Origin of the sequence: Halanaerobium polyolivorans (genome assembly GCF_020711195.1) — a bacterium.
GTDB classification, from domain to species: Bacteria; Bacillota; Halanaerobiia; order Halanaerobiales; family Halanaerobiaceae; genus Halanaerobium; species Halanaerobium polyolivorans.
This window is the reverse complement of the sequence record NZ_JAJFAT010000017.1, coordinates 1-24,450: the sequence shown is the minus strand read 5'-3', so window position 1 is coordinate 24,450 and position 24,450 is coordinate 1. Positions and strand designations below refer to the sequence as shown.

The 24,450-nt window shown below is 28.2% G+C and carries 22 protein-coding genes; 21 read left to right on the top strand and 1 reads right to left on the bottom strand.

Translation table 11 applies throughout. The features are described from left to right. Positions 1-218: 218 nt before the first annotated feature. Positions 219-1,328: a GntR family transcriptional regulator gene (locus LJ207_RS10630; RefSeq protein WP_229346483.1), complete on the bottom strand. Its 1,110-nt coding sequence runs from the start codon at positions 1,326-1,328 to the stop codon at positions 219-221. 480 nt (positions 1,329-1,808) lie between these two features. On the opposite strand from LJ207_RS10630, the gene LJ207_RS10625 reads away from it, so the two are divergent. The 21 genes from LJ207_RS10625 to LJ207_RS10535 all read left to right on the top strand — a co-directional run. Then, the gene (locus LJ207_RS10625) at positions 1,809-3,068 is read left to right on the top strand and encodes a PTS transporter subunit IIC (protein ID WP_229346482.1); all 1,260 of its coding nucleotides are present in this window, start codon (positions 1,809-1,811) and stop codon (positions 3,066-3,068) included. 204 nt (positions 3,069-3,272) lie between these two features. Beyond that, complete coding sequence (locus LJ207_RS10620) at positions 3,273-5,216, top strand: alkaline phosphatase family protein (protein ID WP_229346481.1); 1,944 nt, start codon at positions 3,273-3,275, stop codon at positions 5,214-5,216. A 120-nt stretch (positions 5,217-5,336) separates the two neighbouring features. Further along, positions 5,337-6,389 (top strand): TRAP transporter substrate-binding protein, encoded by a 1,053-nt coding sequence (locus LJ207_RS10615; RefSeq protein ID WP_229346480.1) that lies wholly within the window; start codon positions 5,337-5,339, stop codon positions 6,387-6,389. A gap of 220 nt (positions 6,390-6,609) precedes the next feature. Continuing rightward, on the top strand, positions 6,610-7,089 hold the full coding sequence (locus tag LJ207_RS12535; protein WP_369414185.1) for a TRAP transporter small permease: 480 nt from the start codon (positions 6,610-6,612) through the stop codon (positions 7,087-7,089). Continuing rightward, positions 7,090-8,379 (top strand): TRAP transporter large permease, encoded by a 1,290-nt coding sequence (locus tag LJ207_RS10610; protein WP_229346479.1) that lies wholly within the window; start codon positions 7,090-7,092, stop codon positions 8,377-8,379. A 39-nt stretch (positions 8,380-8,418) separates the two neighbouring features. Then, the gene (locus LJ207_RS10605; protein WP_229346478.1) at positions 8,419-9,300 is read left to right on the top strand and encodes an NAD(P)-dependent oxidoreductase; all 882 of its coding nucleotides are present in this window, start codon (positions 8,419-8,421) and stop codon (positions 9,298-9,300) included. Between the two features lie 41 nt (positions 9,301-9,341). Then, a complete protein-coding gene (locus tag LJ207_RS10600) occupies positions 9,342-10,784 on the top strand; it encodes a lactate racemase domain-containing protein (protein ID WP_229346477.1) in 1,443 nt (480 codons plus the stop codon). 167 nt (positions 10,785-10,951) lie between these two features. Continuing rightward, positions 10,952-11,749, top strand: a complete 798-nt coding sequence (locus LJ207_RS10595; RefSeq protein ID WP_229346476.1) for an HAD-IIA family hydrolase — start codon at positions 10,952-10,954, stop codon at positions 11,747-11,749. Positions 11,750-11,867: 118 nt separating this feature from the next. Then, on the top strand, positions 11,868-13,535 hold the full coding sequence (locus LJ207_RS10590) for a SulP family inorganic anion transporter (protein WP_229346475.1): 1,668 nt from the start codon (positions 11,868-11,870) through the stop codon (positions 13,533-13,535). Between the two features lie 91 nt (positions 13,536-13,626). Continuing rightward, a complete protein-coding gene (larB, locus tag LJ207_RS10585) occupies positions 13,627-14,391 on the top strand; it encodes a nickel pincer cofactor biosynthesis protein LarB (RefSeq protein WP_229346474.1) in 765 nt (254 codons plus the stop codon). 104 nt (positions 14,392-14,495) lie between these two features. Further along, positions 14,496-15,263, top strand: a complete 768-nt coding sequence (gene larC / locus LJ207_RS10580; protein WP_229346473.1) for a nickel pincer cofactor biosynthesis protein LarC — start codon at positions 14,496-14,498, stop codon at positions 15,261-15,263. A 106-nt stretch (positions 15,264-15,369) separates the two neighbouring features. Next, on the top strand, positions 15,370-15,927 hold the full coding sequence (locus LJ207_RS10575; protein ID WP_229346472.1) for an ECF transporter S component: 558 nt from the start codon (positions 15,370-15,372) through the stop codon (positions 15,925-15,927). A 25-nt stretch (positions 15,928-15,952) separates the two neighbouring features. Beyond that, a complete protein-coding gene (locus LJ207_RS10570; RefSeq protein WP_229346471.1) occupies positions 15,953-16,372 on the top strand; it encodes a DUF1893 domain-containing protein in 420 nt (139 codons plus the stop codon). 916 nt (positions 16,373-17,288) lie between these two features. Continuing rightward, entirely contained in the window at positions 17,289-17,531 is a 243-nt protein-coding gene (locus LJ207_RS10565) for an AbrB/MazE/SpoVT family DNA-binding domain-containing protein (protein ID WP_229346470.1), read from the top strand. A gap of 180 nt (positions 17,532-17,711) precedes the next feature. After that, on the top strand, positions 17,712-18,311 hold the full coding sequence (locus LJ207_RS10560) for a GIY-YIG nuclease family protein (RefSeq protein WP_229346469.1): 600 nt from the start codon (positions 17,712-17,714) through the stop codon (positions 18,309-18,311). A gap of 397 nt (positions 18,312-18,708) precedes the next feature. Next, positions 18,709-18,837, top strand: a complete 129-nt coding sequence (locus tag LJ207_RS12375) for a hypothetical protein (RefSeq protein WP_255666874.1) — start codon at positions 18,709-18,711, stop codon at positions 18,835-18,837. 1,200 nt (positions 18,838-20,037) lie between these two features. Further along, positions 20,038-20,211 (top strand): helix-turn-helix domain-containing protein, encoded by a 174-nt coding sequence (locus LJ207_RS10555; protein ID WP_229346468.1) that lies wholly within the window; start codon positions 20,038-20,040, stop codon positions 20,209-20,211. Positions 20,212-20,235: 24 nt separating this feature from the next. After that, a complete protein-coding gene (locus LJ207_RS10550) occupies positions 20,236-21,000 on the top strand; it encodes a ParA family protein (protein ID WP_229346467.1) in 765 nt (254 codons plus the stop codon). Further along, complete coding sequence (locus LJ207_RS10545; RefSeq protein ID WP_229346466.1) at positions 20,993-21,478, top strand: hypothetical protein; 486 nt, start codon at positions 20,993-20,995, stop codon at positions 21,476-21,478. Before LJ207_RS10550 ends, LJ207_RS10545 begins: the two co-directional genes overlap by 8 nt. A gap of 65 nt (positions 21,479-21,543) precedes the next feature. Beyond that, positions 21,544-22,509: a hypothetical protein gene (locus LJ207_RS10540; protein WP_229346465.1), complete on the top strand. Its 966-nt coding sequence runs from the start codon at positions 21,544-21,546 to the stop codon at positions 22,507-22,509. A 287-nt stretch (positions 22,510-22,796) separates the two neighbouring features. After that, positions 22,797-24,450 (top strand): DNA methyltransferase (locus tag LJ207_RS10535; RefSeq protein ID WP_229346464.1); only part of this gene is annotated, 1,654 nt, incomplete at its 3' end.

Sequence of the window (24,450 nt, the reverse complement as noted above, 5' to 3'; positions counted from 1 at the left end):
TGCTATTTTACAGTGCTTATCCAATTATTTAATTCCAAGTATTAATTTAGACTATATAGAAGTTAATCAAGATGTTCTGGATCAAGCGATGAAGAACTTCTCATTATAAGTAAACTTAATGCTTTTATATAAAAAAACCCAGCTAATATAAACTGGGTTTAAATGCTTTTACGCCTGTTTATTTGAGAAAACATAATTGAAATAATTTTAAAGAAAAATTAATTTTTTTTAAAAGTAGATTCTCTTTGAACTAAATTTACAGGCAGAGTTTTTTTAATGTTTTTATTAGATTTGTTTTCGATTGAATTAATTAATTCTCGAGTGGCAGTAACTCCAACATCATATTGAGACCAGTTAATCGTTGTTAAAGGAGGTTCTGATTTTTCTGAAAGAATGACATTATCAAATCCAACTATAGAAATTTCATTTGGTACTTTCATACCAACTTGTTTAGCAGCAATAATTGTTTCTCTTGCAAGAAAATCATTAATTGCAAAAATAGCTGTTAAATTATCTTTATTGTCAATTAGGAATCTTTTAATAATATCTAGAATTTGATCCTTTTTTTCTGGTTTAGAGGCATATAATCTACAAGGATCCTCTAAATTATCTATTATTATTTTTTTATTTACAAGTAAGTTATTAGAATTTAAAGCTTCTTTATAGCCTTCAATTCTTTCTTGAACTGAAGTCCTAAAGTTAGGTGTGTCAGAAATTAATCCGATATTTTTATGCCCAAGTTCAATTAAATGATTAACTGCTTTAAATGCTCCTTGAAAATTATTAGGTACTACATAATTACAATCTATATATTTATAATATCTTGCTGTCATAATCAAAGGCTTTTTCCCAATTAATTTGATGACCTCAGGATTATAATATTTTGAATTTGTTGGATGCAAAATTACACCAACACTATCATTATGTTTAGATTGGTTCAAATACGCTGTTTCTTTTTCAATAGAATTGTTTGTTATACATAAATTCATACTATATCCTTTTTGATTGGCTACTTCTTGTATGCCAGTTATTATATTGCTTATAAAGTCTTGAGAGATAACTGGAACAATAACCATTAAATTTTTGTTGTTTTGAGATTCTAATTTATAACTGTCTTTCACAAAAGTTCCTTTCCCTAGTAGTCTTTCAATTAAATTAGATTCTTCTAATTCTTCTAAAGCTCTACGAATAGTAGATCTACTAACATCATATATATCGCAAAGTTCTTTTTCTGTTCCTATTTTATCCCCAGGTTTATACTCACCATTTTCAATGTCTTCAATAATATTTAATTTTATTTGTTGATAAAGATGTTTATTTTTTTTCATGTTTATTAACTCCTTATTCATTATATTTTTAATATATTAATAACAAAGCAATACTTTAGTATTATAATTATATCTAAAAGCAATACAAATTACAAATTATATAATTAAACCCAATCATAGAACACTGATTTAGAGTATATTTTAAAGTAAAATTAAATATATAATAAAATATTTGGATTCGAAATTTCTTTATTAGTAAAAAATTTAACTTTTTGCTATACAAGTTATAATAAATAACAATATTAAAACATTGTATGTTTTTGTATACTATGTTATACTATTTAAAATAATATTTTAAGCTGGTCCTTCTAATTTTGGACAAACCTTAATATGATTTAGGCATTTATTTTTTATCCCCTTTAATTATTATTAAGATGTTTAATTGGTATCTGTTCAATATTTTTAGAGGGCGTTACAATGTATTTAAAGTTATTTTATAGGCAGATACTTGAGAGATAATACTATTTTCAGGAGAAAAAAATGAGTATATTAATAGAAATATTGAAAATACCTGGCTTTATAATTGGCGTAATAACAATGCTTGGGTTAATTATGTTAAAAAAACCTATTAACAAAATATTATATGGCACTCTAAAAACCATACTAGGGTTTTTTATCTTAACATTAGGTGTGGAAATCATCTCAAAAGGATTCCAATCTTTCGAAACATTATTTATACAGGCGTTTCAAATTCAAGGTATTTATTTAGATGATAATATTGTTATTGGTACAATGATGTCTGATAAGGGAGATACAATTGGAATAATAATGGTTATAGGCTTTTTATTTCATTTATTAATTGCACGTTTTACGCCAATGAAATTGATTTATTTAACGGGACATAAGATTTGGCATTTATCTGGGGCAATAATCTTAGCATTTTACTCTGTTAACATTCATGGATTAAGATTAATTATTTATGGTTCAATCATTTTAGGTATATTCATGTCATTACAGCCTTTTATTCTTCAGCCATGGATAGAAAAAATAACTGGTAATAATAAATTTGGCATGGGACATACTATTTCTTTATTAGTGATTTTTGCTTCAATAGTAGGTAAATATTTAGGCAGCTCTCAACCGAAAATTGAATATGATCAAAATTTTAATTATAAAAAAATTATTGAAGAGCTTTCGATATCATTAACATTTATAATATTTATTATGTTTTTGCTTCCTGTTTTTATATTAGATACTCCTACCTTAAATGAAATAGCAAAAAACAATAATCCAATAGTATATGTTATTGGTGAATCTTTAAAAGTAGCATCAGGAATGATTATTGTATTAAAAGGAGTTGAAATGTTTTTGAAAGAACTTATTCCTGCTTTTGAAGGAATTGCAAAAAAAATAGTTCCAAATGCTAAACCAGCTTTAGATGTACCAGTTTTTTTTTCATATGCCCCACAGGGAGTAAGCATTGGATTAATAGCTAGTTTCATAGGATGGGTTTTATCTACTTATGTATGTAGATTATTACAATTACCAATAATACCAGTTCCTTCAATGATGGGAATAATGTTTGGAGGAACAATCTTAGGGGTATTCGGCTTTTGTACTGGAGCTAAGAGAGGAGCTATAATGGCAAGCTTTTTAGGTGGATTTTTTTGGCCAGTTTTTGTATCTTTTTTGTTTCCTCTGATTAATCTTCAAGATTATGGAGCTGCTAGCATGGGTATCTTAACACCTGATTTATATATTATAGCAGTTATAGTGAGATTTATTACTAGATTTATATAGTTATTCTATTATCTTAGTTAATTTTAAAACATAATGTATTTATTGTTATTATTTTAAATATATAAATAACAATACAATACATTAAATTCTTTTATTCACAACTTGTATTGTTAATTATGCTGTGTTATAATAATCTAAGAATTCAAAATATTTATTTAATCAAAATATTTAATTAAATGTTTAAATTAAATAAGGAGTGAAAAAATGGATAAAAAAACAAAACTTTTAATGCTTGGTGTTGATGCGGCTTTACCTGACTTAATTAAAAAATTTTCATCTGAAGGAATTTTACCAAACATATCAAAATTGATGAATATTGGATATTTTTCAAGAACAATAACTACTTTTCCACCACTGACTGCTGCAGCATGGGGAGCAATAGTGTCTGGAGCAGGACCAGGAACATGTGGTATACCTAGTTTAATGGTTAGAGAACCAGGAGAAGAATTAGACGAATGGCATACCTCATTTGACAAAAGAAAAATGAAAGCCGAAACATTATGGGAAGCTGAAAAAAAAGCAGATAGAACCTCTGCACTAATAAATTGGCCTGTTACATGGCCAATGGAAGATGGTATAGAAAATGGTATTCAAATTGCAGCTTCATTAAACCCACCATTTAGATTTTTCTATATGCCGCTTTGGGATATTGCAAACAGTTCTTTGTTTGCATCAAAAAAATATAGATGCAACCAAGTACCAGGACGAGCAGTTGTTAAAGAACTAAATGATGCGAAAGGCTGGGATAATTTACCTGAAAGCTATTTGCTACCAAAAGAATTTGAAATAAATGTTCCTCCTGTTTATGCAGAAGGACCCAAGTATCAGGTGGTTATAATTAGTGATGAAAAAGATTTAGGTTATAATCAAATGATAATCTCTTCAGATAAAAATGCAGATAATGCAGTAGCCTGTTTAAAAGAAAACGAGTGGAGCGACTGGATAGAGGAAGACTTTATTGATAATAGCAAAGAATCAAAAAGCGGAACATTTAGATTTTATGTGCCAAAATTATCACAAGATGCTCAAGAATTTAGCCTTTTTGCTAGTGCAATTAATACAAAAGAATCTTATACGGCCCCATCTTCTCTACAAAAAGAAATAGAGGAAGTTGCTGGTCCATATATGGAAGTTGATGATCCTTGGGCATTTATGGATGGATGGGTTGAACTAGATCAATATTTAAATCAGTTAAATGATCATGTTAATTGGTGGTCTAAAACTACTAAATATGTTATTGAAAATAAAGATGTTGATTCAATATATACATGGGTTGGGACTGTAGATCATGCTCAGCATGTTCTTTATGGAGGAATAGATCCGAAGAGTAAATTTTATGATCCTGAAGAATCAGAAAAATGGATGGATCATATGAGAACAGTTTATAAACAAATTGATAGGGGAATAGGAGAGATATTGGAAAATGTAAATTTAGATGAAACATTGGTTACATTAGTTTCTGATCATGGTTTTTCTACTTTAGAATGGAATCCTTATTTAAAATATTATTTAAGAGAAGCGGATTTGTTATCTTATGAAATTGATCCAGAAAGTGGAGAAATGATTATTGATTGGTCTAAAACTAAATGTTTCCCTCTTGAGCCCTGCCATGCTCACTTGTTTATAAATTTAAAAGGTAGAGATCCTCAAGGGATAGTTGAACCTGAAGATTATCATAAAGTCCAAAGAGAAATTATTGATGCATTATTAGATATGAAAAATCCAATTAATGGCGAGAGGATGGTAGAATTAGCACTTCCAAAAGAAGAAGCAGGGCAATTAGGAAATTATGAATTTCAAGGTTTTGATAAAATAGGAGATGTTTTATTTGCTTTGAAAACAAATTATATGGCTAATCCATTTGCTTATCAATCTAAAGTCCAGTATCCAGATGGAACTGAAAGAATTGTTGAAAATACTGAAAAAATTGAACCAGCAGAGTTCACTAAAAACTTCAGTGGAGTACATTTAGCATTACCTTGGAATAAAGAAATGCATGCTTCACTTATATTAGCAGGCAAAGGAATAGATCATAATGAAAGTAATAAGCCATTAAATATTATAGATGTTGCTCCTACTATATCAAAAATACTAGATATTCCAAAACCTAAGCATGCTGAAGGAAATTTCATAGATGAATTAATGTAAAAATGTATGTCACAAAAATACAGTTATCTTAAAAGGAGGTGATTAATTTCTATTGAATAAAGAAGTTTTAAAAATCGGGTATTATTTTAACAGGACTTAATTTAACAGGGAGGAATAAAGATGAAAAAAAGTATAGTTTTTTTAGTCTTAATATTATTACTTTCAATAACGGGTGTTCACGCAGAAGATGGTTATAATATTGATGAAGAATATAGTTTGAGAATGGCAAATGTTATCCCTGAAAGAGATCATATTGGGCAAGCATGTAATAAATTTGCTGAATTAGTAGAAGAAAAAACAAATGGTAAAATAGATGTTACTGTATTTCATGGTGGTCAACTAGGTTCTGGCAGAGAAACTTATGAGGCGGTTCAGCAGAGCTTTATTGATATAGCAGGAGATTCATATGCTAATCTTTATACTTTATCTCCTATTTTTGAAGCTTTTCATTTGCCTTACATGTTTGAATCGCGAGAACAACAATTAGAAGCTTATCAAAATGAAGAAATTAGAGAATATATTGATAATGAATTAAGCAAGAAAAACTTGAAATGGTTAATGACTCTAGAATTTGGGCCAAGGCAGATTGGTACAATTAATGATCCTGTTAAATCAGTTAGTGATTTAGATGGTATGCAAATGCGAGCCTCAAGATCTCCTACAGAAATTTCGACATATGAAGCATGGGGAGCATCTGCAGTAACAATAGATTGGCCAGAAGTTCCAGAAAGTCTTCGATTAGGGATGGTAGATGGTGAGGCTGTTAGTTATGATGCTTTTTGGTCTGCTAATCATCATGAAGGGCTAATCAATTATATAACAGAAACCAACTTTCAATCATATGGATATGCTTTAGTTGTAAATTATGATTGGTGGGAAAGTCTACCAGAAAATGTTCAAAAAGCATTAGATTCATCGGCTAGAGAGGCAGAGAAATGGCATGTAAATATGTTAACTGAACATGTAAACATGAACATAAGAGAAATGAGAGAAGAAGGAGTAGAAATTCGTCAACTACCTGAAGAAGAATATTTAAGATTCAAGGATAAGGCAAGAGACCAAGTATGGGATAAGTTTATAGGAGATACTGTTAATCAGGAATTTTTAGATTTAATACAATCAGAAATTGGAGAGCCTGGACCTTATGAAGATAGATGGTATTTTGAACATTAAAATATAATACTCTACTCTCCAATTCAGTGCTGAATTGGAGAGTAGTCTTTATAATTATTCGAATCATATTCCTTCATAAAATAATCAAAATTATAGCTTGAGAATAATATTAATATAAAATTAGCATTAAATTAAACCATCAATTAAGGAGGGGACAAAAATTTATAATAGGAAAAAAATACTCAAAATTTGTGAAAATATAGATGGCTTTATAACCAAATTGTTAAATGTTATTTGCTCTATAATATTGAGTATTCTAGTTATTGTTATTTTTGCAGCAGTAATGTCTAGATATGTGTTTTTTACTCCACTAAATTTTGCTAATATGCTTTCAAAATATTTAGTTATGTGGTTGACATTTTTAGGAGCGAGTATAGCTATACGAGAAGGTGAACATATAGCTGTTAATTTTTTTGTAAATTTTTTATCAAATAAAAAAAAGAAACTAATTCTTATTGTGTCGAATTTAATCGTAAGTTTATTTTGTATAACTATAATATATTACGGGATACTTTTTTCTATTAATGGAATTACTTCAACTGATCCATTATTGTTTGGTATGAGAATGATATATCCATATTTATCTGTTCCAGTGGGTTTTTCATTTATTCTAATACAATATAATTTATTTACTATTATTCAATTGTTTTCAAATGAAATTAAGTCGAACGAAAAAAAACATATGCAGGAGGTGGTTTAGTTGCCAATAATTATATTTTTTTCTGTTATTTTTATTAGTTTGGTTTTATTAAGTATACCTGTAGCATTTTCTTTGGGTACAGCTAGTATTTTTGTATATTATTTAAGTGGTCAACCATTAGGTAATATACCAATGAGAATTTGGACTGGTCTTGATAAGTTTTCTTTAATCGCAATACCATTTTTTATATTAGCTGGGGAACTAATGTCTACTTCAGGAATATTGGAGAGATTAATGGATTTTGCTAGATTAATAATTGGAAGATTAAAAGGCGGTCTGTTATATATAAATATTTTAGTAAGTATGATTTTTGGAGGAATTAATGGTTCTGCAGTCGCTGACAGTAGTGCAGTAGGTTGCTTGTTGATTCCTTCTTCAATAGATGAGTATGGAGATAAAGAATTAGCTGCATCTGTTACTGCTAGCTCATCAGTTGTAGGCCCAATAATTCCACCAAGTTTACCTATGTTAATATACGCCTTTGCGGCTGGAAATGTTTCTGTAGCTGGATTATTTTTATCAGGTATAGTTCCTGGTATTTTATTAGGAGTAGGCATGATGATATCTACATATTTTATGATTAAAAATAAAAATTATCCTAGAATAGATGTAGATTATTCTACAAAAGAAATCTTAAGAATTATCAGACGGTTTATTTTAGCTGCTGTTTTGCCAATAATTATTGTAGGCGGGATTGTAGGTGGTATTTTTACTCCTACAGAAGCAGGATGCATTGCAGTATTTTATGCTTTGTTTATAGGGTTTTTTATAACAAAAGAACTTACATTTAAAAAAGTATATAAAAATTTAATTCGTTCTACTATAGTATCTTCTATAGTATTAATAATGATTGCGGTTGCTAATGTTGTTACATGGTGGCTAAGTATACAAGGAGTTCCCCAAATAATAAGCAACTTTTTTCAGCAAATAACTAGTTCTACAAATATATTTTTATTTTTGATGATCATTTTATATCTATTTGTTGGGTTATTTATTGAAGCAGCTGCAGCTATAATAATGTTAGTACCAGTTTTTTTACCAGTGGCTATGACATATGGAGTTCATCCGCTACAATTTGGTATTTTAACAGTTTTAGGTTTGTTAATTGGGTTAGTTACTCCTCCAGTAGGTTTATGTTTATCTATAGCTAGTAGTATTGCTAAAACAGAAATTGAAAAAGTATTTATAAAAAATTTACCTCTTTTAGCAGTCCAATTTGGAGTTTTATTAATAGTTGCATATTTTCCAGAATTATACTTGTGGGTACCAAGGTTGTTTGGTTTCGGTTAAGTTAAATTTAATATGTTAAATGATTAAGGAGTGGTATTAATGGTTAAAGTCGGAATTGTTGGTATTGGTTCAATGGGAATAGTAATGTTAAAAAAATTTGTTGAAGTTGGATATGAAGTTTTTGTTAATGATATCAATATAAAATCAGTAGAAAAAGCTGTTGAATTAGGTGCCAAAAGTAGTGCTACACCTAAAGAACTAGCAAAAAAAGCTGATGTGATAATAATAATTTTGCCAGGCCCTTCACAAGTTTTGTCAGTCTTTAAGGGCGAAAATGGTCTTTTAGAGGGAGGTGAAGCTGGAAAAGTATTCATAGATATGAGTACAGTTGATCCATTTACAACACAAAAAAATAAAAAACAAGCTAAGAATAAAAATATTGGGTATTTAGATGCACCCATTTTAGGGAGACCTCAAATGTGTGGAAAATGGACTTTGCCCGTTGGTGGAACTAAAAAAGATCTTGAAAAAGTCAAAACAGTATTTGATGTTGTAGCTGACGAAATTATTCATGTAGGCTCTTCTGGAAGTGGAAACATTATCAAGGTATTAAATAATTTAATGTTTGGAGCTATAAATTCAATAACAGCTGAAATTATGGCGTTTTCACAAGAATTAGGTATGGAAGCTGAAACTCTATATAACACTATAGCTGATAGTGGAGCCGCATCAATAAGTGGTTTATTCCAAGAATTAGGCCCAAAAATTATAAATAGAGATTTTCAACCTACAGTAACTACTGATGTTATTCATGAAAATTTAAAATTAGGAATAGATATGGCTAAAGAAATTGATTTTCCAATGCTTGTTACTGAGTCTAATCAAAAAGTTAATGAAATTGCTAGGGCTAAAGGCTGGGGTAAACTTGACAGTTCGAGTACTATAAAGGTTTATGAAAATCTAATAAAAAAAGAAAATTAAATTTTAATATTACATAATACTTATATTAGGAGGAAAAATTTATGTTAGAAATTGAGTTTGAATATGGAGAAGGAACCATGAAAGCAGAACTGCCTGAAGATAGAACTGAGGTCTTTGTACCTGGAGAAACAGTTGAAGATCCTGATCATTTAGATAATCCAATAGAGGCGACTAGAGAATCAATTGAAAATCCTATTGGTATGCCTACTATACCAGAATTAGTTGGTGAAGGATCAAAAGTTAGCATCATATTTCCTGATAGAGTAAAAGGTGGGTTTCAAGAAACTGCACATAGGAAAGTTTCTATACCAATTATTGTTGAAAAATGTTTGGAAGCTGGAGTAAATAAAGAAGATATTGTATTTATTTGTTCTAATGGTCTTCACAGAAAAAACACTAAAGAAGAACATAAAGCTATTTTGGGAGAAGAAATATATAATCAATTTGGTCATACAGGACAAATCATTAATCATGACTCAGAAGATTGGGATAATTTAGTTGACTTAGGCGAAGATGAATTAGGAGATAGAGTAATACTAAATAAACATGTCTATGAATCTGATCTTGCTGTATTGATTGGACATACACTTGGAAATCCTTATGGTGGTTATTCTGGAGGATATAAACATAGTGCTACAGGTATTACTACTTGGGAAAGTATAGCTTCTCATCATGTACCAGAAGTTATGCACAGAGATGATTTTACTCCTATTAGTTCTCATAGTTTAATGCGTAAGAAATTTAATGCTATAAGTCAACATATGGAAAAGAAAATGGGGAATAAGTTTTTCTGCTGTGATGCAGTTCTTGATACCGAAGAGAGACAAATAGCAGTATTTTCTGGATACGGTAAGGAACTCCAAAAACAGTCATGGGAAGTTGCAGATAAAAGGAATTATGTCCCTTGGGCTGAAGAAAAGTTTGACGTTGTTATGTTTGGAATGCCTCAAAACTTTCATTATGGAAATGGGCATGGAACAAACCCTCTTTTAATTCTACAGGCAATAGCCGCTAACGTAATTAGACATAAAAGAGTTTTAAATGATAATTTTGTAATTATTGTTTCATCTATATGCAATGGTTATTTTCATGATGAAGAATTCCCCTCCTATCGAGAAGTTTATGAATTATTTCAAAAAGATTATAATTATACTTTGCCAGATCTTAATAAATATGGAGAATATGTTGCTAAAAAACAAGAGTATATAGACAAATATAGGTTTAACTTTGGTTATCACCCATTTCATGCTTTTTCAATGATTTCTTGTGGACATATTGCTAAAATGCATGCTTCTGAGATATATATGGTAGGTGCATATGAGCCTGGTTATGCTAGAGGTATGGGCATGAATCCACTAGCAACATTTGAAGATGCACTTAAAGATGCAGAAAAGCATGTAGGAAAAAATCCTAATATTTTAGCATTACCGAAAGCCTTCAAAAGAAAACCTGTACATCTTATGATGAAAGAAGAAGAAAAATAAACTGATAAATTTAAACTTAGAGAGGAGTTTTCTCCTCTCTTTTCCCTCCTCCTTTATTATATCAAAAAATTATTTAGAAAAGTAGAGAGAAGAATTGATAGAAAACTGGAAGCTAAACCTTAAAATTTTTAAGTTTTAAAAATTAAACTTGCAAAGGAATGATTTAAATGATAAAACTTGGAGAAATAGAATGTTATTTGCTTGATATGGATGGGACTATATATTTAAGCGATCAATTAATTGATAAGGCCAACGAATTTATTGATATTTTAGAAGAAAAAGGCAAGGATTATGTGTTTTTCACAAATAACTCTGCTAAAAACAGCAAGGATTATCAAAAAAAACTAGATCGAATGGGTCTTTCAATACCTTTAGAGAGGATTATTAATTCTGGAGAAGTTACCGCGGATTATATCAAAAGTCAAAAAGCAGATGCAAGAGTTTATCCAATTGGTAATCCGTCATTTGAAAAAGAACTCGAAGATGCTGGCCTAGAAGTCGTTAAAGAAAAAAATGATATAGATTTTGTGGCTTTAGCTTTTGACACAACATTAACTTATCAAAAACTTTGGGATGCACATGATTTGATTTTAAATGGGGTAGAATATGTTGCAGCTAATCCAGATTATGTTTGTCCCTTAAAAGATGGTAAAACAATGCCTGATTGTGGCTCAATGATAAGTCTTTTAGAAACTTCAACTGGAAAAAGACCTCTAATTATAGGTAAACCAAATAATTGGATGATTGATTATGCAGCTAAAAAATCAGGGATTAAAAAAACCAAATTAGCTATGGTTGGTGATAGATTATATACTGATATACAGATGGCAATAAATGCTGATATCACTAGTATTTTAGTTTTAAGTGGGGAAACTAATCAGGCAATGTTGGAAGAGGCCAAACAAAATCCAGACTATGTTTTTGAATCAGTTGCAAAAATAAAAAATGAATTGGAAAAAATATAAATATGAATTAAAATATTTAAAATAGAACAATAATAATTAAGCAGACTTTATATTCAACAAGACATTAACTCATATAAAAACACACTCTCTGAAATATAAATAATCAAAGGGGCTTAAAATGATTGTGAATAAATTTTTATTAAACAATTATACATTTAAATATTTTAGAAAAGATTTAAAAGCAGGCTTGTCAGTAGCAGCAATAAGCTTGCCACAGGTTATGGCCTATTCCATGATAGCAGGCTTAAACCCTATATACGGTATTTATACTTTTATTGTTTCAACAATAATATCAACATTTACTGGTGTATCAAGTTATATGATAGTAGGACCAACAAATATTGTTGCAGTTACAATAGCAGGAGCATTGAATAGCCTCAGTATCACTGAGCCAACAAATTATCTTCAGGGAGTCCTGCTAATTACTTTTATTGCTGGTTTTATACAAATATTAATTGGAGTGTTTAAGTTAGGTTATCTTGTTAATTTCGTGTCTAATTCTGTAATCTCAGGTTTAACTTATGGAGTTGCATTAATAATTTTAACAGGGCAAACAATAAAATTTTTGGGTTTAAAAGTGGAAACTGGGAATAATGTAATAATGACTTTTTATAACATATTAACACACATTGGACAAACTAATTGGTATTCTTTTCTGCTCGGAGTTTCTTCAATTATTGTAATTATTTTATCAAAAAAATTTTTCCCCAAGCTGCCCTCTTATTTAGTAGCTGTTGTAATAGCTATTTTATCAGTTTATTTATTTGATTTAACGGGAAAATTAGAAATTGTTGGCTCTATGCAATCATCAATACCTAGATTCAGTTTTTTTGAATTTGATTTAGATTTGATGTTAAAAATATTAAGTTCAGCTTTTTCTCTTGCAATAATAAGTTGTGTGCAAATATTATCAATAGTTAAAATAATGGAGAAAAAAGCAGGTGAAAAAGCTCAAATAAATAAAGAATTTATAGGTCAGGGAATAACTAATATAGTCTGCTCATTCTTTAACAGTTTCGCTATTACAGGTTCGTTTACAAAGTCGTTTGCAAATTATGAAGCAGGTGCAAAGACTAGAAATTCACAACTTATTTCAGGGGTAACCGTTTTATTTCTTATTGTGTTGTTGGCACCAGTAGTAAGATATATTCCTATACCCACGTTGGCAGGAATTGTTATTTATGTTGCATTAAAAATGTTTAATATAAAAGAAATCAAAAAAAATGTCTTGACTACAAAATTTGATGCTATTTTATTTGCAATGACTTTTGTAACAACTATTCTAACACCAAGATTAGATTATGCTGTTTATTTTGGAGCAATGATTTCAGCTATATTAGTTTTAAATAATACAAGCACATTGGAATACTCTCATATCAGTTATAATAAGAATAATGATCAATTTGAAAGCTACCAAAATATAGAAAATATGGAGTCCGAAGACTATACAATAATTAATTTAACTGGTACTATGCACTTCAATTCAGCCAATTACCTAAAAGAAAAACTGATTAAATCGTATGAAAAAGACCAGAATTTCATAATAAGAATGAGAAGGATAAATAATATAGATTTAACAGTAATTGAAGAGTTGGATAAATTCATTGATAAAGTACAAAAAGAAAATGGAAGAGTAATATTATGTGGTATGTATGATCAGCTTTATGATTCGTTAAAGGCATATGGAATCATAGATAAAATTAATGAAGAGGATGTTAAGTTTTATAATGAAAAACTTTTTCATTCAACCAAAAAAGCAATAAAAGAGGTTACTGATACTAGGTAAAAATGCTATATTAAGAATGAAAATTATCACTTTTTATACTTATCTATATCAAACTGGCAGAGTATGTATAAAACGATCTTGGAGGCTAATTATGAATAAAAAAAATATAAGAATCCTATTAGAAAAAGTTAAAAATGGAAAAATAGATATAAATAAGGCAACATCAACATTGAAAGATTTACCATATAAAGATTTAGGATATGCTAGGGTTGATAATCATCGTAGTATTAGAAATGGATTTCCAGAAGTTATTTATTGCGAAGATAAATCATTAGATGAAATAGAAGGAATAATTAATGAAATGTTAAAGCATGATAATAATATTTTGGCAACGAGAGCAAAAAGAAAGGTTTATGATAGAATAAAAACAATTGCTCCAGAAACGATATATCATCAGCGGTCTAAAATCATTTTTATTAAAACACATCCAATTCAAGAAACTGAAAGCAAGGTTTTGGTTGTGAGTGGAGGAACATCAGATATTGCTGTTGCAGAAGAAGCTGTTGTTACTGCAAGAGCTTTGGGATCTCAAGTCGACACTCTTTATGATGTTGGTGTTGCGGGTTTGCATAGACTTTTAGATAGTCTAGAAAAATTAGATGAAGCTGAAGTTATCATAGTTGTAGCAGGAATGGAAGGAGCATTAGCGAGTGTTGTAGGAGGTTTAGTTGATAAACCTGTAATTGCAGTACCCACTAGTGTAGGTTATGGAGCTAATTTTGAGGGGTTATCTGCCCTTTTGACTATGATTAACAGCTGTGCAAGTGGAATCGGGGTAGTTAATATTGATAATGGATTTGGAGCTGCTCATTTAGCAAGCACAATTATATTACAGATCGAAAAAGCACGTACTTAATTTTCATTATATTAATAAATGATTCAAGTTGTTGATAAAGTGGATATATTTTAGTTAAAAATATTTTTTTAATAATAAAATATAGTTTAGAAGGGAAATATAAAATGCCGACAAAAGAGATGTTGTATTTTGATACTAATTCTGGAATTAGTGGGGATATGACAATTGCTGCTTTGCTTGATTTAGGTTTAAATAAAAATAAGTTTTTTAATGAATTACAAAAATTAAATATCAACGGTTATAAATTAGAAGTTTCAACTGTGAAAAAAAATGGTATTAAAGCAACAGATTTTAAAGTTATTTTAAAAAATAGCAACTTGCCAGATGAAAATAAAAGTTGTGCTCAAAAAAAAGAACCTCTTCTTCGCAATTTAAATGACATTAATAATTTAATTGATAAAAGCAAATTAAAAGAAGAAGTTAAAAAATTAAGCAAAGAGATCTTTGTTAAAATTGCTGTAACAGAATCTAAAGTTCACGATAAAAAAATTAATGAAATTTTTTTTCATGAAGTAGGTGCTGTAGATTCTATTATTGATATTGTAGGGGCTGCTATTTTAATTGAAATGATTTCTCCAGATAAAATTTATTCTTCTCCAATACCTTTAGGAAATGGTTTTAGAAACTCTAAGCATGGTATATTACCTATTCCATCTCCAGCGACAATTGAAATCTTAAAAGAAACTTCAGTTTATTCTATGAATATTAAATCTGAACTTGTTACGCCGACAGGAGCTGCGATAATTAAAACTATAGCTGAAAAATTTATTCCATTACCAGAATCAGAAATTACTCAAATCGGTTACGGAGCGGGGAAAAGACAACTTCCAACAACTAAAACTTTAAGAATATACAAAGCAAAAATAAAATAGCTATAATAAACTTTTTCTTTTAAATTAAACTTATTATAAGTAATCATTTTTAATAGTAACAAAATTTTAACATCAATAATTATATTAACTGAAAAGGAGAATAATAATGAAAATAAAAAGACTAATTTATATAAGTATTTTCATAACTTTGGGAATAATATTGCCAATGATTTTTCACTTTACAGGTGGAGCAAATATGGGATCTATTTTCTTGCCTATGCATATACCAGTTTTTATAGGAGGTTCTCTTTTGGGGCCTATTTCTGGATTTCTAATCGGCTTAATAACACCAATTATGAGCAGCTTTTTAACTGGTATGCCACCATTATTACCAATTTTGCCAATTATGATTGTTGAATTATCTATTTATGGTATTGCAATAGGATTTTTAGTAAAAAAAATGAATTTAAATATATATATTAGCCTAATTTTTTCTATGGTTTTAGGCAGGATAGGAAGTGGGATATCTGTATGGATATTGGTAACAGTCTTTGAATACGCAAGATTGCCAAATAATCCTTTTATATATATTTGGGGAGCAGTTACAATGGGTTTTTTAGGTATCTTAATTCAACTTATAATGGTTCCTTCAGTTCACAATTATTTAGATAATTATGATACAAATAGAATAGCTAATAATCGCATAAATGAAGTAAATAACTAGTCTAAAGACTTTAAGGATGATAAATATGTTGAAAAATATTAGGTTAGCAAAAAAAGAAATGTTTGAAAAAAATTATAAATTAGTTATTGTACAAAATAATAGAATTATTTACAAAAGTAAAGCATCAGGTATAAAAAAGATTTTAGAGATTTATAATGAAACTCCAAACTTATTAAAAAATGCTTTTGTTGCTGATAAAGTAATAGGTAAAGCTGCAGCTACTATTTATTATACAAGCTTTATAAAAGAGTGCTTTGCTTCAGTAATGAGTAAAGATGCTCAAGAAGTTCTCAAAAAATCAGATATAGATTTCAGTGCTAATAAATTTGTAAACAAAATTAAAAACAGAAATAATTCTGGAATGTGCCCTTTAGAAAAATTGACTTTAAAAACAAAAAGCAATAAAGAGGCTTTAGCTAATATAAAAGAATTTTATAATAATTAAAGGAGAAAAACATAATTTGAAAATCAAACCTTATCTCTGCGAATAATTTTTAAATTCTACCTAAAACCCCAAGATTCCCACCCAAAAGCATGAACACAAGTTCATGCCTGATGTCTCGAGCATCTCTCCGCTTTTCAAAATTAATTGAACACAGCAGAATTTAATTTCTGATTTGTCATACAAATCGCCAAAAAAACCCTAAAAAACCTTAAATTATCGCAATAAGTGGACACAAGTTCATGCCTTGGCCTTCAAGTGATCATCGGGATCTAGATTTAATATTGAACACAGCTTAAAATTTGTGTTCACATCATCGATTATCGCAAATCCCAAGCTAACCATGGCTTTTCGGCAATTCAAACTAAAAAAATCTCCCAAAAAACCCATTTTGAAATATCAATTATCCGAATATATTTTTCTTTTCTTTCTGCAAAAATGTACATACCTAGCCAGAGCAGCTGCAAATATAGACTCTGGCATTTCAGATCGTATTCTTCCCCCATGAGAGCAAAAGTGAGCATCGATATGGATATGGAGAGCATACTGGTGGAAGATAGCAGCATACATGCTTCATATACAATAATTAGACCCCTATTTCCTCATTTTACCCCTCTTTTCCTTAAATAAACCCCTTATATTCTAAGATTCGGCAAAATACAAGCTGAAAAAATATCAAATAGAAAAATAAAATAAATATTTTTTTGGAAATACTTGTATTAAAATATAATATATGGTAGCATGAGATTAAGGTTAAAATACAAGACAAAGAGTTGGAAAAACAAAAAAAGAGAGCAGCTGAATCGAGATGAATCAACAGAACCCAAAAAAATTAAAAAAAAAGAAACTCTTTAATTTTAATGTGATTTGGGTCAAAATAAATCAAAAGAAAAACCAAAAAACCAAGGAGGCAAAAATCATGAAAGCAACTGGTATTACTAGGAGGATGGATCAGCTCGGACGTGTCGTTATCCCTATAGAATTGCGAAAAAATCTCAACATTGAAAAAAGAGATTCACTAGAGATTTTTGTGGAAGGAAATCGGATTATTTTCCAAAAATATCAACCAAGTTGTGTTTTCTGTGATGAGATTTCAGAGACGTTTGAGTTCGAAGGACTTAGCATTTGTCGTAATTGTCAAGAAAAATTAGCAAAAAAATAAACTGGAAAAGGCTCTCTTTTATGCTGCACTCGGAAAGAGTGCAGCATTTTTTCAAAAAGATCAAAAGTAACAAAAAACCCATAATCAAACCAGAAAAAACCCCAGATGAACTTGAATGAATCGCTAATCAAGTTTTTTGGGGTTTTCCTATTATTATAAGACCGTCAAGGAGGAGTGAAAATGCAAAAGTATTCGGTATATAGAATTTTAAATTTCAAAGAAATGGGAATATACTACGGCTGCACGAAAAATTTTGAGCAACGGAAAAAAGATCATCAAAAAAATATCAAAGAAAAAATCAATCTGAATGATACATTTGAAGCTGCTGTAGAAAAACATCACTGGACAGATTTTAGAATTGAGGAAATAGAAAAATTCAACTGTTATATTGACGCAAAATTAAAAGAAGAGGAACTGATATTGAAATCGAAAAAAAACATTAATCATCTACTATACAACGAGAAAATACCAAAAAAAAATGCAGAAAACATCATGATGGTAATAGCTCGTGAATTAGCAGAAAAATTCACTGAATACAAAAAAAACCATAATCTCAACAAAAGCGAATTAACTAGAATGATACTAGAAGATTACTTTGCAGAAAATACCCAAAAAATCATTTGGTCGCTCGAGGAGATAGAAAGAGCAAAAAAAAGCTATATTGGGGTAAGAATCAAAAACCATCTATTGCTTCAGATGCGGAATTTTTCTCACAAGTACAAGATTCAAAAAACACTAATTTATCACTCGGCGATGGATCTTTTTTTCCAAAAAAACTAAAAAAACACAAGACAAAAACCCCTCCCTCCTACTTGTGGGGTAGGGTTAGCCTTCACTAACCTTTATGTAAGGTGTAAATACCCCCCTCTCCCTGCTTTTTGTGGGGTAGGGGGGTATAGGTTTTTTTTGCTTTATTCTTCTTTTCATTTTGGTTTAATGAATATGAGAGGAAATGAAAACAAAAGTTCTTTTGGATTGAGAACTTTTCCCTTATCTAGAACGTTGGATCGACTGATCTGTTTTTTTGGTTTAAAAAATGTTTTAAATTATCTGGCAAAAATCATAATCTGCCTCTTTTACGAATGTTTAACAGTTATTTAAAATCATACTCAAAGGTTAAATATATTTATTATAGAAATATAAATTAGCAAAGATAGTATTGAAAGAGGTTATTAAATTGGTAATAAGAAATAGTGATTTTCATGATAAAATCCATGAATTTAAAGATGTTTTATCTTCTACAAAAGTTAAACATGAAAACTGGAAAAAAAAGACACCATTATTTCACTTCTTGCTTCTAAATTAGACAACATCAATGAAATATTAAATGATCAACATTTTGAGTATGATGTTAAAGAAAATGATGATATAATAATCGAAATGAAATTTAGATATTTACAGGTCAAACTTAAATATAATCAACTTTTTAACGGTAAAATTAAAGTAAGTTTAATACATCCTAAAATTAAGGATGATAACAACGAAGTCAAAGTAGAATGTATTAGCTTATATAAAGAAACAGATAAAATTGGTGAAGTGGAAGTAAATAAAGATCTCCATACTTCATTCAATAATATGAAACATATATTTTAAAAAAATATATATCCCTGCTATAAATTTTATTCCCCTTCTTTATCTTTTAAAAAATTAGCTATTTCCTAATAAATTTCAATCTTTCTTATCTTTAGCTTCTTTGTATTCATCTAAAATTCTTTTTCTTTCATTTTCACTCTCCATTTTTAATTATTCAATTCATCCAACAATATTTATATATTTATTTCATATAAAACATTGACATTAGTGTTATTATAAAATTACAAATATTTTCGATATGTTATTTTGGTCTTCATTAACATTACCACCAGTGTTAATGTTTTAAGTAATAATTTCGACATTAAAAATTATAAATATAAAATATAATTGTTTAATTATAACACTGACATTAGTGATAATGTTAAAGTTATGATTTAAGATTTTATACTATTTATAAAAATAATCTTTACCATTGACACTAATGTCAATGGCTTACAATCAAAATTCAATTGTTAGTTATTAATACCATTAACACTAATACTAGTGTTAATGGTATTAATCTCTGGATTATATAGATTAAATTTATTTTTTAGCTTTTAATAAAAGAACCTCCATTTGCTTATAAAATATAATTTAATACTATACAACTGTTAACACTAACACTGGTGTCAAAGTTTTAAAACTTTGAATTGTATAATTAACATTTAATCATAAGTATTAAAAAACATTAACACTGATGTTAGTGGTTAAATTAAAGACTTTATTCTATTTATAAAACTTAATATCAAAATAAATACCACTGGCACTAGTGTTAATGTTAAAATTACTAGCTTTTTTAATTATTATTTAATTTTTAAATTTAAAGATCACTAACAAGTAAAAAAATATATTGATATATATATTAAGTTGTATTATAATAACAAATAATAAGATATAACATAAAAGATGATTAAAATTTAAAGGAGGAAGAAAAATGGCTGAAATATATACCCCTGATGAAATAGCAGAAAAACTCAAAATAAGTGAACAAACTGTCAGAAGATATTTAAGAGAAGAAAAAATTAAAGGATTTAAGCTTGGTAATAGTTGGCGTGTAAAAGAAAAAGATTTATTAGAATTTATAGATGGACAAATTGCTTCAAAATAAATAGTATATTGAAGGAGAGGAATAATGGATCCTAAAAAAATTGCTATAATGTCGAATAAAGGTGGGGTCGGAAAATCTACTTTGGCTTCAAATATTGGAGCGGGATTAGCAAAGTTAAATTATAAAGTATTATTAATAGATCTTGATGGACAAAATGATTCAAGTTTGTTTTTAGGAATAGATGAAAATGATTACGAAAATACTTTTTTTGATTTAATTGATAACCGTTATCCTGAAAAATTGGAAAATTGTATTATTGAAGCTAGAAAAAATTTAGATCTATTGCCTAATGATAATATGGAAAAGATCAATGCCGAATTTCATAGAAGGTCTAGAATAGATATTATTATGAGTGAATTATTATCTGATCTTGACTACATGGATTATGACTTTGTGATATTTGATTGTGGACCTCAAAGAACAAAAGTTAATGATGCTGTTCTTTGTTATATAGACAATATCATTATGCCAGTTCAAGTGGAATCTGCTTCTGTTAGATCAATTGGTTATATATATGAATATCTGGATGATCTGAGACTAAGTAGGAATCTTATTACTTTAGTGGTACCCAATATGTATGATGCTAGAACTAATGAGTCCCAAGAAATTTTAAATTTATTAAAAGAAATTTTTTCAGAAGAACCTGATATTTTAACCGAACCTATTATGCGTAGAATAAAAATTACTGAAGCAGGTAGAGCAGGAAAAACAATTTATGAATATGATGAAAAAAATGCTGCAAAAATGTTTGACAGGATTGTGAACAAGGTGGTCGATAAAATTGACTAAGAAAAAGTCAGAAGGAACAGATCGTATATTGAATTCTGTTACCAAAAAAAAGAACAAAAAAAATGATGGGAATAAGCCTAAAAAAAATATCGAAAAAAAATACGAGAATGTAATTGAAGTAAACGAAGATGTTGACAAATTAGATCTTTCTAAAGAAAGAAAAAAGCCTGAAAAAATGCAGAGAACTTATTATATATCTTCTAAAGAAGATAAATTACTTCGTGATCTAGCTATAGAAAATGAACGAGATAAGTCAGAATTAGTTAGAATAGCTATTGATTTTTTTGATCAGAATGCAAAAATAAAGCAAAACGATAAAAAAACACAAGAAAATCCAACCCTAAATAAAGTAAAAAGAAGTTTTTATATTTATCCAAAAGAAAGTAATTTGATTGATGAATTATCTAAAAAAAATAACAGATCAAAATCAGAAATAGTAAGTATGGCCATAAATATTTTATATAAATATTCAAAATAGCTATTAAATAAATTTATGGTAAATCTAATAATAATATTATTAAATTAAAAGAAGGTGGTAGCAAAATGAAAAAAAATCAACAACCACTAAAAAGAGCTGTGATAAAAGAAGAATTGGTGGAATTAACAGGTGATTTTTTATCTGCTGTTATTATTAATCAATTCATTTATTGGTCAGAAAGAGTTAGGGATTATGATCAAATGCTAAAAGAAGAAAAAGAAAGACTTCAAATTTTAGGTGAAAACAATGATAAATACGATTTTAAAAATGGTTGGATTTTCAAAACAGCATCTGAACTAAATGAAGAAATAATGACTGGGAAGTCGGATGCTACAATAAGGAGAAGAATAGATAAACTTGTTGAAAATGAATGGATTAAGAGAAGAAGAAATCCAAAAAATAAACAAGATAGAACTTATCAATATAGAGTAGATATTATAAAAATACAAAAAGATCTTTTAGAATTAGGATATTCTCTAGACAAATACCCCTTATTAGTAGATGAAATTTCCAATTTGCAAAATGCAGATTCCAACCTGCATGATGAATCTTCCAATTTGCAAAATGCAGATTCAAGTCTACAAAATGCAGATTCAAGTCTACAAAATGCAGGAACAGTACCAGAGATTACTACAGAGACTACTTCAAATAACAATAATAACAATAAAATAAAAATTTCAAAAAAAATTTCAAATAACTTCAAAAAAGCATTTGGTCAATCATTAAATGAAATTCAAAAACAGTCCTTAATTCAAAAACAAGAATCTGGTCTTACCGAAGAACTTTTAATTAAAGTAATTGAAATGTGTGGGATGGGTGGTCATAACCAAACTTACTTTTTCCGAAAACTAAGTATGCTTGTTAGAGATAACATAAAAACTATTCAACAACTAGAAAAAACTATAAAAAAACCTTCATTAAAAAGAGCATCTGGTCAGCATAGTAATTCTCAAGATAATGAATATAAAAATAATAGTAATGATTATAAATGGGCTGATTTCTTTATAGATTATGATAAATATAAGGAATAAATTAATATTCATCTTTAATTATGCATTTATTCTCTTTTTAAAAGCTTCAAATTAGCTATATAAAGAGTTTTAAATTTCATCATGCTTTTATACTCCAAATACAATTAAACTTAATTAAGAGGGCTAATTTGAGCTTAAAATCACTTTAAAGAGATTAATACTTTGTTTGCTAACCAATACAATTTTTATAACAAGGATTTGTATTGGTATAAAATTTAAAAGAAGTTATTGTAAAAATAAAAAATGCTAAGGAAAAAATATAATTAAAATACCAGGAGGAATTTTTAATGAATGATAGAGATAGATTAATATCCTTGCTAAAAGAATTATTTCGTTTTGATAAAGCAGAATTAGACTTTGGAATATATAGAATTATGAATCAAAAGAAAGATGAAATTGAAAATTTTATTAATAATGACTTAGTACAAACTATTGATGAAGAAATGGATCAACTTGTTAGTAAGGATAAAGAATTATTAGAAGAAAAAATTGAAAAAATTAAGAATGAAGCTGAAGACTTAGGTGTAAATTATAAAGAGTCAAAAAAATATCAAAGAGTAAAAGAGGAATTAGATTCTTTATCTAAATCCAAAAATATTGATACTAATGTTTATAATGATATTTACAGATTTTTTAAAAGATATTATGATAATGGAGATTTTTTATCAAAAAGAAGATATTCTAAAGACGAAAAATATGCTATTCCATATAATGGTGAAGAAGTACATTTGCACTGGGCTAACAATGATCAATACTATGTAAAAACTACTGAAGAATTTGATAATTATAGTTTTAAAAAGAATTGGGTAACCGTCAATTTTAAAGTTGTACAAGCCGAAGAAGAAAAAAACAATAATAAATCTGATGAAGACCAATATTTTTTACTTAAAGATAAAGATTATTTTGATTATGACAGTGAAAATAAAGAAGTTAATATTTATTTTGAATATAGAAGTTTAACTAAAAATGAAAATAAAAAGTATAAAAAAAGAAACACCCAAGCGGATATTAGAGATAAAATTTTTGATAAATTAAAGAATGAAATAAAATCTCAAACCGAAGAGATTTATGATTTAGGTTGGTTAATTAACTCAGATAAAAAAGCTAATCCGCCTTTGAAATCTCATCTCTATAAATATACTACAAAAAATAAATCAGATTATTTTATACATAAAGATTTGGAAGAATTTTTAAATAGGGAATTAAACTTTTTTATTAAAAATGAAATTATGGATATTGATTATATAGGAACAGAAGAAGAAAAAAGTGTAGAAACATACTTGAGTAAAGTCAGAGTGATAAAAAATGTTTCTAAAAAAATAATTTCATTTTTAGCTCAAATAGAAGATTTTCAAAAAAAGTTATTTGAAAAGAAAAAGTTTGTTATTGATGATGAATATTGTTTAACTCTAGATAAAGTACCAGAAAGAATACAAGATGAGGTATTTGAAGAAATATTAAATAATAAAAATCAATTAAATGAATGGAATGACTTATTTGAAGAAGAAGTTAAAAACAAAAGTGATTTATATAAAAATGATAAATTAAAGAATTTAGTTATTGATACTAAACATTTTAATGAAGTATTTAAAGAAAATTTAATAGATATTTCAAATAATTTGGCAAATAGTTCAATAATAAAAAGTGAAAACTATCAAGCTTTAAATATTATTGCTAATAGATATAAAAGTGAAATTGATTGTATATATATAGATCCTCCCTATAATACGGGGAATGATGGGTTTGCTTATAAAGATAAGTATAAACATTCGAGTTGGTTACAGCTTATGAAAGATAGATTGATTTATTCTAAAAAATTACTAAATAAATCAGGTGTAATATTTATTTCTATTGATTATAATGATGGATTGTCAACCCTTTTTACAACAATTTTTTATCGAACATTAAATATCTATATTCAACAGGTGTTAGGTAATCTAA

Bases quoted from the DNA above. Each gene is read 5' to 3' on its own strand.
- LJ207_RS10630 (WP_229346483.1), bottom strand. From the start codon at position 1,328: ATGAAAAAAAATAAACATCTTTATCAACAAATAAAATTAAATATTATT.
- LJ207_RS10625 (WP_229346482.1), top strand. From the start codon at position 1,809: ATGAGTATATTAATAGAAATATTGAAAATACCTGGCTTTATAATTGGC.
- LJ207_RS10620 (WP_229346481.1), top strand. From the start codon at position 3,273: ATGGATAAAAAAACAAAACTTTTAATGCTTGGTGTTGATGCGGCTTTA.
- LJ207_RS10615 (WP_229346480.1), top strand. From the start codon at position 5,337: ATGAAAAAAAGTATAGTTTTTTTAGTCTTAATATTATTACTTTCAATA.
- LJ207_RS10605 (WP_229346478.1), top strand. From the start codon at position 8,419: ATGGTTAAAGTCGGAATTGTTGGTATTGGTTCAATGGGAATAGTAATG.
- LJ207_RS10600 (WP_229346477.1), top strand. From the start codon at position 9,342: ATGTTAGAAATTGAGTTTGAATATGGAGAAGGAACCATGAAAGCAGAA.
- LJ207_RS10595 (WP_229346476.1), top strand. From the start codon at position 10,952: ATGATAAAACTTGGAGAAATAGAATGTTATTTGCTTGATATGGATGGG.
- LJ207_RS10590 (WP_229346475.1), top strand. From the start codon at position 11,868: ATGATTGTGAATAAATTTTTATTAAACAATTATACATTTAAATATTTT.
- larB (WP_229346474.1), top strand. From the start codon at position 13,627: ATGAATAAAAAAAATATAAGAATCCTATTAGAAAAAGTTAAAAATGGA.
- larC (WP_229346473.1), top strand. From the start codon at position 14,496: ATGCCGACAAAAGAGATGTTGTATTTTGATACTAATTCTGGAATTAGT.
- LJ207_RS10575 (WP_229346472.1), top strand. From the start codon at position 15,370: ATGAAAATAAAAAGACTAATTTATATAAGTATTTTCATAACTTTGGGA.
- LJ207_RS10570 (WP_229346471.1), top strand. From the start codon at position 15,953: ATGTTGAAAAATATTAGGTTAGCAAAAAAAGAAATGTTTGAAAAAAAT.
- LJ207_RS10565 (WP_229346470.1), top strand. From the start codon at position 17,289: ATGAAAGCAACTGGTATTACTAGGAGGATGGATCAGCTCGGACGTGTC.
- LJ207_RS10560 (WP_229346469.1), top strand. From the start codon at position 17,712: ATGCAAAAGTATTCGGTATATAGAATTTTAAATTTCAAAGAAATGGGA.
- LJ207_RS10555 (WP_229346468.1), top strand. From the start codon at position 20,038: ATGGCTGAAATATATACCCCTGATGAAATAGCAGAAAAACTCAAAATA.
- LJ207_RS10550 (WP_229346467.1), top strand. From the start codon at position 20,236: ATGGATCCTAAAAAAATTGCTATAATGTCGAATAAAGGTGGGGTCGGA.
- LJ207_RS10540 (WP_229346465.1), top strand. From the start codon at position 21,544: ATGAAAAAAAATCAACAACCACTAAAAAGAGCTGTGATAAAAGAAGAA.